The organism is Pedobacter sp. KLB.chiD, assembly GCF_047040275.1.
GTDB lineage: Bacteria > Bacteroidota > Bacteroidia > Sphingobacteriales > Sphingobacteriaceae > Pedobacter.
Genome location: NZ_CP178207.1, coordinates 1,628,855 through 1,643,216, shown reverse-complemented (window position 1 = coordinate 1,643,216; position 14,362 = coordinate 1,628,855). Strand labels below are relative to the sequence as shown.

10 protein-coding genes are annotated in these 14,362 nt (G+C 39.6%); 6 read left to right on the top strand and 4 right to left on the bottom strand.

Annotated features, from left to right (window positions below; translation table 11 throughout):
• Positions 1 to 86 precede the first annotated feature (86 nt).
• Positions 87 to 491, top strand: coding sequence for a hypothetical protein (locus tag ACK1I8_RS06520; RefSeq protein ID WP_412468531.1), 405 nt, complete (start codon positions 87 to 89; stop codon positions 489 to 491).
• Positions 492 to 606: 115 nt separating this feature from the next.
• On the opposite strand, the gene ACK1I8_RS06515 is transcribed toward ACK1I8_RS06520, so the two are convergent.
• Complete coding sequence (locus ACK1I8_RS06515) at positions 607 to 1,044, bottom strand: nuclear transport factor 2 family protein (RefSeq protein WP_412468530.1); 438 nt, start codon at positions 1,042 to 1,044, stop codon at positions 607 to 609.
• Positions 1,045 to 1,256: 212 nt separating this feature from the next.
• Here ACK1I8_RS06515 and ACK1I8_RS06510 point away from each other — a divergent pair, with 212 nt between their 5' ends.
• On the top strand, positions 1,257 to 6,848 hold the full coding sequence (locus tag ACK1I8_RS06510; RefSeq protein ID WP_412468529.1) for an alpha-2-macroglobulin family protein: 5,592 nt from the start codon (positions 1,257 to 1,259) through the stop codon (positions 6,846 to 6,848).
• 183 nt (positions 6,849 to 7,031) lie between these two features.
• Positions 7,032 to 9,404 carry a penicillin-binding protein 1C gene (gene pbpC, locus ACK1I8_RS06505; protein ID WP_412468528.1) on the top strand — a complete coding sequence of 791 codons (2,373 nt, stop codon included), beginning with the start codon at positions 7,032 to 7,034 and terminating at the stop codon, positions 9,402 to 9,404.
• A gap of 408 nt (positions 9,405 to 9,812) precedes the next feature.
• Here pbpC and ACK1I8_RS06500 read toward each other — a convergent pair whose 3' ends face one another.
• The gene (locus ACK1I8_RS06500) at positions 9,813 to 10,502 is read right to left on the bottom strand and encodes a lysoplasmalogenase (protein ID WP_412468527.1); all 690 of its coding nucleotides are present in this window, start codon (positions 10,500 to 10,502) and stop codon (positions 9,813 to 9,815) included.
• Between the two features lie 383 nt (positions 10,503 to 10,885).
• On the opposite strand from ACK1I8_RS06500, the gene ACK1I8_RS06495 reads away from it, so the two are divergent.
• Positions 10,886 to 11,236 carry a hypothetical protein gene (locus tag ACK1I8_RS06495; protein ID WP_412468526.1) on the top strand — a complete coding sequence of 117 codons (351 nt, stop codon included), beginning with the start codon at positions 10,886 to 10,888 and terminating at the stop codon, positions 11,234 to 11,236.
• A gap of 85 nt (positions 11,237 to 11,321) precedes the next feature.
• Here ACK1I8_RS06495 and ACK1I8_RS06490 read toward each other — a convergent pair whose 3' ends face one another.
• The gene (locus ACK1I8_RS06490) at positions 11,322 to 11,642 is read right to left on the bottom strand and encodes a very short patch repair endonuclease (RefSeq protein ID WP_412468525.1); all 321 of its coding nucleotides are present in this window, start codon (positions 11,640 to 11,642) and stop codon (positions 11,322 to 11,324) included.
• Positions 11,643 to 12,185: 543 nt separating this feature from the next.
• Here ACK1I8_RS06490 and ACK1I8_RS06485 point away from each other — a divergent pair.
• Positions 12,186 to 12,818: a phosphatase PAP2 family protein gene (locus ACK1I8_RS06485; protein WP_412468524.1), complete on the top strand. Its 633-nt coding sequence runs from the start codon at positions 12,186 to 12,188 to the stop codon at positions 12,816 to 12,818.
• On the opposite strand, the gene ACK1I8_RS06480 is transcribed toward ACK1I8_RS06485, so the two are convergent.
• Complete coding sequence (locus tag ACK1I8_RS06480; RefSeq protein WP_412468523.1) at positions 12,815 to 13,423, bottom strand: Crp/Fnr family transcriptional regulator; 609 nt, start codon at positions 13,421 to 13,423, stop codon at positions 12,815 to 12,817. The two genes, ACK1I8_RS06485 and ACK1I8_RS06480, sit on opposite strands and share 4 nt — an antisense overlap.
• A gap of 178 nt (positions 13,424 to 13,601) precedes the next feature.
• Between ACK1I8_RS06480 and ACK1I8_RS06475 the strand changes: the two genes are divergently transcribed.
• Positions 13,602 to 14,297 carry an HAD family hydrolase gene (locus tag ACK1I8_RS06475; protein ID WP_412468522.1) on the top strand — a complete coding sequence of 232 codons (696 nt, stop codon included), beginning with the start codon at positions 13,602 to 13,604 and terminating at the stop codon, positions 14,295 to 14,297.
• Positions 14,298 to 14,362 lie beyond the last annotated feature (65 nt).

Genomic DNA, 14,362 nt, shown 5'->3' with positions numbered 1-14,362 from the left:
GGTCGGACGGGTGTTTCAGCATCTTTTATTCAAGACTCTGAAATAAATCCGATAGTTATCGGATCAGAGTGACGCAAACAATGGTTATGAAAGCAGATTTACCAGAAAATACAGTTGAAGATATTGCCATGGCGGTGGTGCTCATGGGTGAAACACCTGAAGTGAAAAACTGGACAGTTTATCTGGTTAATCTCAAAAGCGAACCCATAAGCAATGTATTGATCAGCTCTAAAGGTTATGGTGAAAAAGATGGTAAGCAGGTAAAAACTTCTGTATTAAGACACTATATTGGCGATATGGAAGCCAATTCTTTTGCAGGAGTAGAGGCAATTGATCCTGAAGTTTTTGGTTTAACCAACGAATATTGGCTAAGCTACTATATCGGCAGTACCATTTACGATAAAAAGTTTATATTTCTGCCAGAAAGCATCATCGATTCCAACCTGATTAAAATACCATTAATAAATAAGCCCGGGGTGATGATTAAATAGTCTTGAGCCCCTGGTCCAGAGTCAGGTTCAGTTTAAAATATTAATGCTATATAATCTAAAATAGCCGGTAAATGCTTAGGACTCCAAGACTGCGAACTGAAAACTTCCAACCAACTTAAGGCACCTTGACCGCTTGTCTGCCAAGCAACTTCCAGCCTGACTTTTCCTTGCTCCAGATTAAAAGGATATATAAATTTACACTTCCTTTTACTCCCTTATCATTGGTTTGCGCCATTAGCTTATGTCTTACCAAAGCTATATTTCCCTGAATAATTGTTTTTGGGTCGCCTAAAATAATATCGCCAACAAAATCAGATTCACCAGAAAGCAGCGAATGTATAAACTCTTGCTTGGTTTGCACTTTTCCGCTTGAATGACCATAACTTAAATTATTAAGGAGCAACTGGTCTAAACCCAGGCTATCTGGATTAACCATCAAACCAATAAGCTGATCTACCGCTTTGTCAACTTCTTTTTCTGCATTTTTCTCCTGCGCAAAACAAATAGTTGTAGAAATTAATAAACACGAAAAAATTAAAAGTTTCCTGATCATATCTGGTCATTTAAAGTTGATTTGGTAAACTTATCCAAAAGCCCTTAAATGAGCAACATATTCGTTATAATTTTCAACATTATTTTATAAAGCATTGATTTTAGTTAATTTTCTGATGAAATATAGTTTTTCGGTAAAAAGGCGTTTAATTACGGCATAGCAATTGCTCCAACCGCAGGATTATATCTCATTTATCTTAACGAATTTCATACATGGAACAACCATCTACCTACCAATCATCATCCAAAAGGAAATTTATTTTTATTGGCTTGCTTGCCGTTTCAATAGCGGCAATTGTATTAATCTATTTCAATAGAAAAAAGAAAAGCAACGAAGAAAACCAGGCTTACGCAAAATACATCGAAGCTTATACTTCCGGTACCATCTCTAAAAAGAGTTTTATCCGTGTACACCTGGCTAACGCTGCAACAGGCATGCAGGATCTGGGCAAAGCAGATACACGCGAGCTTTTCGACTTCTCCCCTTCCATCTCTGGAAAAACCTATTGGATAGACCCTCAAACGGTTGAATTCAGACCTGATGAAAACCTTAAACCAGGTAAAAACTATGAGGCTACCTTTAAACTTTCGGAAGTTTCTGATACAGAAAAAGGTCTGGAAAATTTCGATTTCGAATTTAAAGTAATCACCCCGGGGCTGATGCTCACTCAAAACGGATTGGTTTCGCAGAATAATACCTCTTTAGATTACATGAAACTCACCGGTGAAGTAGCCACTGCCGATGTGGAAGAGACCAGTAAGATAGAAAAAACGCTTTCACTGGATTTTGACCAGAAATTAAACATTAAATGGCAGCACGACCCGGCGAAAAACAGTTCGAAATTCACTATTGACAGCATCAAAAAGATCGGCAACGACCAGACATTAAAAATAGAATGGGACGGTGATGCCATTGATGCAGATCAAAAAGGTGAAGTAGAAGTTCGCGTCCCGGCAATCAATAAATTTGAAATTCTGGATATGAAGGCTATTCAGGGAGAAGAAGATTACGCATTGGTACAGTTTTCTGAACCGGTTGGCGTGGGGCAGGATTTAACCGGTATGATTACCTTGGGCAATTTGAGCGATCTGAGATATACCATTGATGCCAGTCAGGTTAAAGTTTATGCATCAGAAGAACTGAAAGGCAACTATGCCCTTACTGTAAACACCGGCGTTGAGAATATTAATGGGAAAAAACTGTCTGATGGCAAAATGGCCAATCTTGTTTTTGAAGATAAACTACCAGCGGTGACCATTGCGGGTGCCGGTACCATTTTACCCAACTCCGGAAAACTGGTTTTACCTTTTGAAGCCATTAATTTAAAAGCGGTAGACGTTACAGTAATCAAAATTTATGAAAACAACATTCCGCAGTTTTTCCAGACCAATAGTTACAAAGATGGTAACGAATTGCGCCGGGTGGCCAAACCTATTCTGCAAAAAACGATACGTTTGGATGAAGATAAAGCGCTTAACCTTCATAAAAAAAACCGTTTTACACTTGACCTTGATAAGATGATCCGTACGGAACCGGGAGCTATGTACCGGGTTACCATCGCATTCAGGCAGGAATATAATGCCTATAATTGCAAAGCCGGGGATAACAAGGCCGATGGCGGTGATGAAGAAAACGAATACGGTGATGATGGAGGTTACGGTGAAAAAATCGATGAGGATGATGATTTTTGGCAACGTTATAATAATTATTACCCTTCTGATTACAGGTGGAATGATAAAGACAATCCGTGTACACCATCATTTTATACCAGCCAGCGCTGGGCCAGCAGAAACTTAATTGCTTCAAATATAGGTTTGGTGGCCAAACGCGGCAATGATAACAGCATGCTGATTGTGGCAACCGATTTATTAACCGCCAAACCATTAAGTGGTGTAAGCCTCGAATTAATGGACTATCAGAAACAGATCATTTTTACCACCAAAACTGATGGCGATGGCTTTGCCAGGTTCGATCTGAAACGCCAACCATTTTTATTGATTGCAAAAAATGGCTCGGAACGCAGCTACCTTAAATTAGACGATGGCAGTTCGCTGCCGTTAAGCAGATTTGATGTGGGCGGCGATGTTGTTCAAAGTGGATTAAAAGGCTTTATTTATGGAGAACGTGGCGTATGGAGACCAGGTGATAGTGTATTTGTTTCTTTCGTTCTGGAAGATAAACTCAAAAAACTTCCGGCCAACTATCCGGTAACCATGGAATTTTATAACCCTAAAGGCCAGCTTTATCAGAGACTAATCAATGGCAAACCGTTAAATGGGTTCTATACCTTTAAAACCGCGACAGAAAACACTGCGCCAACAGGTAACTGGATGGCCAAAGTTAAAGCTGGAGGCGCTACTTTTACCAAAACCCTAAAAATTGAAACGGTAATGCCAAACCGCCTGAAAATTGATTTCAATATTGGTAACAGAACATATTTAAGTGCAGGCACTTCTTCCGCTACCCTATCGGCCAGGTGGCTGTTTGGTGCTGTTGCGCAGAATTTAAAAGCTAAGGTTGATGTAAACTTAAACACTACCGAAACTAAGTTTAAAGGCTTTGAAGGTTTTAATTTTGATAACCCCACAGTTAATTTCGAATCGCAGGTTAAAACCATTTTTGAAGGTACTTTAAACCAGAACGGTACTGCTCAGATCAATACCAACCTTAATGAGAACAATACCGCACCTGGTGTGTTGAGGGCGAATTTTACCACTAAGGTTTTCGAACCCGGAGGTAATTTCAGTATCGATAATTTTAGTATTCCTTATCATGTGTACAACAGTTATCTGGGCATCCGTACCGAAAAAGGCGACCGTTTAAGCGGTATGCTCGTTACCGGAAAAGAACATAAAGTGGAAATTGTAAATGTAAATACAGACGGTAAATTATTGAGTGGAACCAAAACTGTTACGGTAGAATTATATAAAACCCAATGGCGCTGGTGGTGGGAACAGGATGACCAGTATACCTATGCAAATTTTACCCAAAACCAGTACAACAAATTAATTGAAAGTCACCAGGTAAATTTATTTAACGGAAAAGGAAGCTGGAATTTGCGCGTTGATGAACCGGAATGGGGACGTTATTTAATTCTGGTACGCGATGTAAATGGCGGACATGTGACGGGAAAGTCGGTTTATATCGATTGGCCGGGCTGGGCACAACGTGAACAGGGTAGTAATCCCACAGAGGCCTCTATGTTATCGTTTACAGCTAATAAAGAAAAATTCACCGTTGGAGAAGATATTACCTTAACCATACCTACGGGCAAAAATGGAAGAGCATTAATTGCGATCGAAAATGGCAGCCGTGTACTGAAAACGTTCTGGATAGATACCAAAGCTGGCCAAACACAATTCAAATTCAGGGCTGAGAAAGAAATGGCACCTAATGTGTTTGCCAACATTACCTTATTGCAACCGCATGCACAAACGGTTAACGATTTACCGATCAGAATGTATGGAGCTATTCCACTTGCTATAGAAGATCCGCAAACGATACTAAAACCGACCATTAAAATGGCCGATAAAATTAAACCGGAAACCGAAAACACCATCACTATTGGCGAACAAAGTGGCAAAGCCATGACCTACACTATCGCCCTGGTTGATGAAGGTTTACTTGATTTGACCAGATTTAAAACACCAGATCCTCATGCTGCATTTTACGCCCGCGAAGGTTTGGGTGTTAAAACATGGGATTTATTTGACTATGTACTGGGTGCATGGGGTGGAAATTTAGAACGCATTTTAAGTATTGGCGGTGATGGCAGCATCAACAAAAATTTAAATCCTGCAAAAGCCAACCGATTTAAAGCTGTAGTTAAATTTATGGGACCATTTACCATTGGTAAAGGCGAAAGTAAAACACATAAGTTTAAATTACCACAATATATCGGTGCGGTAAGGGCCATGGTAGTTGCCGGACAGGATGCGGCATATGGTTTTGCAGAAAAATCTGTTCAGGTTAAAAAGCCTCTAATGGTTTTGGCCACCCTGCCAAGGGTTATTGGACCTGGTGAAAGTTTTACCTTACCGGTAACCGTATTTGCCACAGAGAAAAACCTTAAAAATGTATCGGTACAGTTGCAGGCAAATAATTTAATTGTTCAGGGTACTAACACGCAACAACTTTACTATAAGCAAACCGGCGAACAAATGGCTTACTTTGAGGTGAAAGCACCCAATACCGTAGGTATTGCCAAAGTAAAAGTGATTGCACAAAGCGGAGCCGAAAAAACAGTTTATGATGTAGAAATGGATATTAGAAATCCAAATCCCTATATCACCAATGTAGTTTCTGCAACCGTTCAGCCACATACCAAATGGGCCGTGAACTATTTACCGATCGGAATGACGGGTACCAACTCCGGTTCGCTGGAGGTCTCTTCTATCCCGGCAATTAATCTCGGCAAAAGATTGAGTTACCTGATTCAATATCCGCATGGCTGTATTGAGCAGACCACATCGGGCATATTCCCTCAGTTGTTTTTAGATCGGCTGAGCCCATTGAATGAACAACAGAAAGCTAAAACAGAAAAAAATATCAAGGCTGGCATAAACAGGCTAAAAGGTTTCCAAACTCCTGACGGCGGTTTATCTTACTGGCCTGGAGAAGGCACATCTGACGAGTGGGGCAGTAATTACGCTGGTCATTTTTTAATAGAGGCTCAAAATGCTGGTTATACCTTACCTGTTGGTCTTTTAGATGAGTTATTACGCTTTCAAAAATCGAAAGCCACAAACTGGGCGCCAAACAGCAATAATTTTTATGGTGGCGATTTATCGCAGGCGTACCGCTTATACATGCTGGCACTGGCTAAAAAACCAGAAATGGCAGCCATGAACCGTTTAAAAGCTTTCCAATATTTATCTGTAGCCGCGAAATGGCGCCTGGCAGCAGCTTATAAACTGGCCGGCCAGAATGAAGTAGCTCAAAATATGATCAGGGGTTTGGATGCCTCCATCCAGCCCTATAAACAATTAGGTGGAACCTATGGCTCTGATATGCGTGATGAAGCTATGATTTTAGAAACCTTAACCTTACTCGGTCAGAAAGCAAAAGCTGCCGGTTTATTGCAGCCTTTGGCAGCCAAATTAGGCGAAAACACCTGGTACAGCACACAAACAACTGCTTATAGTTTGCTTGCTATCGCTAAATTCTGTGGATCCAACCAATCGGCTAATAAGTTGCAATATCAATATGTATTGGATGGAAAATCTGCCCCTGTAAACTCAAATCAATATCTCAATAGCACACCGGTAACTTTTAAAGGAAATATGGCTTCGGTTACCAATAATGGAAATAATGTACTTTTTGTTCGTTTGGTTTTAGAAGGGCAGCCGGTTGCTGGTCAAAATAATTTCTTACCTAATCGTCCAGATGTTTTAGATATGAGTGTGGTCTACAAGCGTTTAAATGGAAAAGTTCTGGATCCTGCTACGCTTAAACAAGGAACAGATTTTTATGCTGAAGTAACCGTTAAAAATCCTGGCAGAATGGGATACTACGAACAAATGGCGTTAACGCAGATTTTCCCTTCGGGATGGGAAATCATCAATACCCGTGTAAATGATAATCAGAGTATCTTGGCTTCATCGCCATTTACCTACCAGGACATCAGGGATGATCGCGTTTTTACCTATTTTAATATAAGGGAAGGCGAAAGCCTGGTGTATAAGGTATTACTTAATGCGTCTTACCTGGGCAAATACTACTTATCTGCCGTTCAATGTGAAGCGATGTATAACAATGATATTTCGGCCACTGAAGCTGGCAAATGGGTACAGGTGGTGAAGTAGGAATTGCTATTGGTTCGTGTCTCCACGAACCCTGGCAATGTTTGAGATTTAAAACAAGCTATCTCAAAATAATGTGCTTACCAAACGCCAAAACCAGCATCGGGATTCGCACTTTAACGAACAAATACTAAAAAACAGCCCCGGTCCGTGTCTACACGGACCGAAATTTATACTTCAAATTGAATGAACAAAATCCCAAAAGCTTTCCTTATTTCCGATCTTATTTGCTTGGTATTGCTTTTGGCTTTTCTCTTTTCATTACCGTCAAAACTTTTCCAAACGCCTACCTCCTATGTGATTGAGGCCAGCAATGGCCATTTACTAAGTGCTGCAATTGCCAGCGACGGGCAGTGGCGATTCCCTGTGGCAGACAGCGTTCCTGTAAAATTTAAAGATTGCATTATTGCTTTTGAAGATAAAAGATTTTACAGCCATTTGGGTGTAGATGTATTGGCCATGAGCCGGGCCATGCGACAAAACTGGCGGGCAAAAAGTGTAGTAAGTGGTGGTAGCACACTAACTATGCAGGTCATCCGTTTATCCCGAAAAAAAGACCGGACCATTTGGCAAAAATTATTGGAAGTGATTTTAGCTTTCCGTTTGGAACTAAAATATTCAAAAGGAGAAATTATCGGTCTATACGCAGCCAATGCGCCATTTGGAAGTAATGTAGTAGGGTTGGAAGCGGCAAGTTGGCGATATTATGGTCGTGACACTAAAACGCTTTCCTGGGGTGAGATGGCCACTTTAGCCGTACTACCTAACAGTCCTTCTCTGGTTCATCCCGGAAAAAACTCAACCAGACTGATTAAAAAGCGAAATGATCTTCTGGATAAGCTGGCTCAGTTGAAATACATCGATCAGGCCACAGCCAATTTATCCAAACTGGAACCTGTTCCGGGCAAGCCTATGCCCCTGCCCCAAAATGCCCCTCATCTGTTAAACCGTTTTAAAGCGGAACGAGCGAATCTTAAAATCCCATCTACCAGAATTACTTCTACATTGGATGAAAATATACAACTAAAAGTTAATGCCCTGTTAAAAAGGTATAACAACCGTTATCGGGCAAATGACATTAACAACATTTCGGCATTGGTACTCGATACCAGGACCGGCCAGGTGGTAAGTTATGTAGGTAACATCTACCAGCCAGAAAACACCGAACTGCAAAGCCATGTGGATATGATCAAAGCACCGCGAAGTCCCGGTAGTACTTTAAAACCACTGCTTTATGCCAGTATGATGAATGATGGGTATATATTGCCGCATACTTTAATTCCAGATATTCCTACTCAAATAGCGGGTTATTCACCACAAAATTATGATCTGGGTTATGATGGGGCCATTGCTGCCGATAAAGCATTGAGCCGTTCCTTAAACATTCCCGCAGTGAAAATGTTGCAGCAATATAAATATGAACGATTTTATGATAAATTAAAAAAATTGGGGATAAGCACATTGAATCAGCCTGCAGATCATTATGGATTATCGTTAATTTTAGGCGGCAGTGAAGTTACGATGTGGGATCTGGCCAATACCTATATGGGTATGGTGCGCACATTGAACCATTTTAATACCTATAAGGGTCTTTACAACCCGCAAGATTATGAACAGGCAACTTACTTTAATCAGCAAACTAAAGAAGAAAAAGACTATCAGCGCAATTCATTTTTAGATCATGGTGCCATATGGGCAACCTTTAATGCCATGGAAGAAGTAATGCGCCCCGGTGATGAAGGGTTGTGGGAACAATTTTCTTCCTCGCAAAGGGTAGCCTGGAAAACGGGTACCAGTTTCGGTTTCCGCGATGCCTGGGCCATAGGCTTAACACCTGATTATGTGGTATGCGTTTGGGTAGGTAACGCCGACGGTGAAGGCAGGCCCGGATTAGTGGGAATAGAAGCGGCTGCGCCGGTACTCTTTGATATTTTTAGGTTATTACCCACTGGTAAATGGTTTGAGATACCCACCACCAAACTCAAAAAAATTCAGATATGTAAACAAAGCGGCTACAAAGCCGGAGAATATTGCACCGATGTAATGCAAGAACTCACTCCTGTTGCCGGAGAAAAAACAGCGGTTTGTCCTTTTCACAAATTGATTCATTTAGACAAAACAGGTACTTACCGGGTTACGGACCAATGTGAAAGTACAACACAAATGCAACACAAAAACTGGTTTATTTTACCACCAGCGATGGAATATTATTACAAAATAAAAAATAGCGACTATAAATCGCTTCCTCCTTTTAAAACAGGCTGCGACCTATCGGGCGGAAACAGCGTGATGGAAGTTATTTACCCTAAAAATAATGCGATCGTTTACATCCCGTTAGAACTGGATGGATCAAGAGGTAAAATCGTAATTAATGCAGCGCACAGAAATCCAGGTGCCAAAATATACTGGCACATTGATAATGAATACGTAAGCACTACCACCAATTTTCATCAATTGGCCATTAGTCCGCCGCCTGGTAAACATACCTTAACCCTAGTTGATGAAAATGGAGAGCGGCTGGTACAAACTTTTACGATTTTGGATAAAGAAAAGAATTAAGGTAATTTTTTGTGTTCATTGATGTGATGTGAAAAATAGCTTAAAACAATATGCTTGCATTTTTACATCTCGAAATGGCCGGATTGTACTGACTGACTTATGGCTCATACCTTATAATCACCGCTGCGCTCCGGGCCATTCCGCTTTATCGGCTGTAGTAACAAAGGTTTCTGCTACCTGCAGCCACAAATGAAATACTGCATTGGCTATTTAGCCCTGGTTGAAGCGGTACCCTGCAGCAACGAGGCACGAGGCAGCGAAGCGTACAAGCGTAAAACAGGAAGATACTTTTTATGCTGTACAAGCCTTGCGCTCCCAATAATAAATCATCTCTCAGATTAGCCAAACAGTTCCAAAAAAACTGGGAAAAAGCACTTGATTAACACTTAAATCGCTCACTCACATCTACTAGACCTCCGTCCTGGTAACCACCAACTGCCGCGAAATTGTTCCATACACCATTAAATACTGTGCAATCATATAGGTTGCCATAATTAAAGCTCCACTTTGTGGAATAGGCTGAGCAAACTTATTAATGGCCAGAATACTATCTGAAAGCAAGAAAAATAATGCCCCATAAAAAATGAGTTTAAAGCTGAAAATATTTACCTTACCATATCGATTGAAAGCCATAATAGCCATAACGGTAACTATGATGGCGTACATTAAAACAGGAAACTGCATAGGTCCTAATTTCGGCTGCAAGTAGAAGAACAAACCGGAGCAAAAAATGGCAAAGGCGCCTACAACCCATAAAAAATAAGGTGTTTTGTGATGAGGATTTGATTTATGATCAAGCGTAAATGCCCTGATGTAAAAAATATGGCATACTACAAAGGCCATTAATCCAGATATAAAAAAACTGGTATTCCCGTTTTGAAACATCAGCAGGATATCGCCAATCCATGCAAAAATTAATCCTGTAAAAATCCGTTTGTGAAAACGTCCTCTCAAATTAGTGTCAACATAAAGCCATATTAACAGTACAGCTGCAATTAACGGCTTAACAAAACGCAGCTGAATATGATTGGTATATTCTGCATATAACTGAATTACAAATACGAGAAAAAATATAAAAGAGAACAATTTAGTTTTCATCAGTGCCGGGATTTGCCTTGTGCAAATTTAAAAACCAAATTACGGATATTAACCGGATACGCACAAAAATTACTTAATAGCCAATCGGCAATTTCAAAAAACAGAAACAACAAAGCACCAGACAGCAACATCAGATACTCAAACCTGATTTACCATACTTCCTGTGCTGATCAGGTTAAACAACCCCAAAGTGCCGGAGAAACGTCTTCGATATGATGATAAAAAAACAAGAATAGGGAACCGGCACTTAAAGCAGGTAAAAAAATACCAATGTAATATTTATGCTGGTTTGGCTTTCGTTATTGATTTTGATCAAATTCACCTTAACTTTGAAAAGCATCACTGCTGTCTTGGCAAGATACACCCGTTAAACCTTCCCTGCTATGAAAAAATTATCCTTACTTATTTTGCTAATTGCCACGGCACTTTATGCAAAGAGCCAAACGATGGTATTAACTAAAGATGTGGCTCAATATACCGGCAAGAATGTATCCATCTGCGATTCTGTGTACAGCACAAAAGCTTTAGATAAATTAACGCTAATTAATTTAGGAGGTGCCTATCCTAAAGAGCTGATTACTATCGTGATCAATAAAGAAGATGAGCACAAATTCCCTTCTGAACCGGCAAGTATGTTTATAGGAAATAATATTTGTGTTACCGGGGTGGTTTCAGATTTCAAAGGCAAAAAACAGATTGTAGTTACCGATCCGAAGCAGATTGTAGTAAAATAATCAATTATCAATTGTGGTATAGCTGACGCTTTGGCGGCTTCGATATAAAGCAGAACCTGATTCATGCAAGCAGTTAAATATTCATTCACATTATGTCCCCAAACCGCATTACGGTATAACCTTTAGCCTTTAGCTGTTGATTAACATGTCTATCGCGTTGCATGTTACGCTCAATCTTCGGAATCCAAAAACCAGCATTTGTTTTTATAACAGATTTCTTTTCATCCCATTTGTAACCGTGCCAAAAATCGCCATCAACAAATATGACCAGCCTGTATTTATTGATCACCACATCTGGCCTGCCTGGAAAATTTTTAGGATGAATCCTGAACCTAACATTTCTAGCCCAAAGCGCCTGACATAATTTTAATTCTGGCAAACTATTTTTTGCCTTAATTTTCGCCATGTTTTTACTTCGCTGTGCAGTAGTGTAGAACCCTGCACTTTCTTCAAAGCGGGGAACTTTAATATCTCTTCCCTATATGGTTTAGGTTCCATCATTAAGATAAACCCAATTTAGCATAAATGGTTTAAAAAGCAGCATTAAAATGGCTGGTAAGTAACAACCTAAGCACCTCCTTATCTTGAAGGAGGTGGGCTTGGGCCGGAGCGTTAATACAAAAAGTATAATTAGAAATAAATTGTCGAATGGTGAGCTTTTTCAGTTGGCAGAACTGAATCCTGCCAACCTTATAAGCATAGATATCCTTATTATCTGACCCGAAGATTAGAAATCATTTCAATATCTCCCAATAGATTATATAGATAGGCGTATTTCCTTGATGAAACGTCCAATTTCCTTGATGAATCTTTTTTTTAAGTTTTCAGTTTACTACCCTAAATTCAAAATTTACAGGTCTCGTTTATAAAATTCCATCATTGCAAAGCCAAAACTTTTTGCATCTATTGGTATAAAATCCATAGTTTTGGTATTTATCAATTTATATTTATGCCTGTAAAACGAAATACGCTAATCTTTGTACTTGCCTTACTTATTGCTGCCTTTGCCTGTTTAAGTTTCTTTATTGCACAGCATCCCATACTTGATTTCGACATAAAAACTTCGTTATTTATTCAGCAATTCCACACAGAGTGGTTAGATAAATTAATGCTGGCCATCAGTTTCTTTGGTGAACTTCCCTACTCCTTGCTATCGGTCGTTATAGTGGCAATCGTATTTTATCAACAGCAATATAAACGCGAAGGAATATTCATTTCGACTGTTCTGTTATCCGGATTAATTATCCTGGGCATAAAAAATGTAATCAACCGTCCGCGGCCTACTGCATTTTACGTACGGCTGGTAGAGGTAAACCGTTTTCAAAGTTATCCCAGCGGACACGTACTCTCTTATACGCTCTTTTTTGGGTTTTTAATCATTTTGATGAATACGCTGGAAGATGTGCCAAAGCTGACCAGAAATGTAGTGACCTATATTTCAGCATTTTTAATGGTTAGCATCGCGCCATCCAGAATTTACCTGGGCGCACATTGGTTTACAGATACCGTTGGTGGCTTTCTGCTAGGATTGATCTGCCTTTACCCACTCTGCTATTTTTATTTCAAGAAGAAAAAGGATTAAGCTTTTGCCTGTAATTTTTCTTTCTTCCTTATCCTGCTTAATGTTTCGACCCTCATCCCTAGGTAGCTCGCCAGAAATTTTAGCGGAACTCTGGAATTTATAGTGGAATATCCGGTTTTAAACTGCTTGTATCTCATTTCGGCCGAAGGAATTCGCGACAAGATAGACCGCTCTTGCGACATGTGGTAATGTATAGCCAACAACTTTCTGGCTAAAATATTGGTTTCGGGAAATTGTTCATACATATCGTCAATAAAACGATATGGAAGTATAAGAAGTTCAGACTCTTCCAGCGCCTGATATTGTTCCTGGTAGGTTGGAATAAGTGTTCCATGGTTTCTGATCCTCCCGATCAGATGATGCTCATTTATAAACCACGCCGTAATATCTTTTCCTTCATCGAATATAAAAGCCCGCACCAAACCTTTAACAATGAAGAACAAACAATCACCACAAATATGGCTAGGGTTAATTAAAACCTCATTTTTACGCACGGCTATTTTAAAAGTTTCTTTCTTCCCCAGATCAATTATTTCTTTTCTCAAGGGTTGCAGCTCATTTAAATACCTGATAAGTGCATCGACTTTATTGTAAGCATCTGTCATATTGGTTATTATGGGTTTTAAACGTAAAATTATTACTTGACACTATATTCCAAAAGATGAAAACGAGCTTAACAGCCAAAAATTACATTTGCAATTTATGTTTTTTACTTGTTGATTTTGGTATGTTTCGAGCATTACATTTTATTTATTTTCTATCGAATTAACAGGTTTTAACCTAATGATAAAAAAATCTGATAATTTTGGCGGTATGATAAACGATAAACCCAAAGCTTTTCTTTTTGATCTTAACGGCACCATGATCAATGATATGGCTTTTCATAACCATGCCTGGCACACTATACTTACACAGGATTTAGGTGCCAGTATAAGTTTCGATGCCGTTAAAAAACAGATGTATGGTAAAAATCAAGATCTGCTGGAACGTTTTTTTGGTGTTGGCCATTTCTCGCAGGAACAAATTGATCAGATCTCCATTGAGAAAGAACACAGATATCAGGCAGCCTATCAAAAACATTTGGCATTAATAGACGGATTGGATAATTTTTTGGAAAAAGCAAAACAATCCGGTATTCAAATGGCCATTGGCTCAGCAGCCATTCCTTTTAACATTAACTTTGTACTCGATAACTTACACATCCGCTCATATTTTAATGCCATAGTAAGTGCCGAAGACGTGGTGAATAGTAAACCCGATCCGGAAACCTTTAGTAAAGGGGCGGAAATTTTAGGTGTTGCAGCTAGCCAATGTATTGTTTTTGAAGATGCACCAAAGGGCGTTGAAGCTGCACAAAATGCCGGGATGAAATGTGTTGTGCTGACGACCATGCACACCAAAGAAGAATTTTCTGCTTACCATAACATCATTGCCTTTATAGAAGATTATACAGATCCGGTTTTACAGGAACTTTTTTAAAATAGGATACGGCCTTTCGTCAAAGGCCGTATCTATTAGCTGAATATCAAAACATTACGGTAGCA